Origin of the sequence: Halorubrum sp. SS7 (genome assembly GCF_005435055.1) — an archaeon.
Taxonomy (GTDB): Archaea; Halobacteriota; Halobacteria; order Halobacteriales; family Haloferacaceae; genus Halorubrum; species Halorubrum salinarum.
The window spans coordinates 1-214 of record NZ_SGXV01000772.1; the positions used below are offsets into that span (position 1 = coordinate 1).

The window sequence follows — 214 nt, forward strand, 5'->3', positions numbered from 1 at the left end:
TCGCTCTCGGACAACGACGCTATCGCAGACGCGCTCGACCACGCGAGATCGACCGGCGGCCGGGTCCACTTCACCGGCCTCGTCTCCGACGGCGGCGTCCACTCGGACGTGGAACACCTGCTCGCGCTGATCGACGCCGCGGCCGACGCTGGCGTGCCCGCGACGAGCCACGCGTTCACCGACGGGCGGGACACGGCCCCCGAGATCGCCGCCG

At 73.4% G+C, this 214-nt stretch carries 1 pseudogene; it reads left to right on the forward strand.

The annotated features are described in order from the left end of the window. Positions 1-214, forward strand: a pseudogene (locus EXE44_RS19880) (2,3-bisphosphoglycerate-independent phosphoglycerate mutase); the annotation flags it as partial.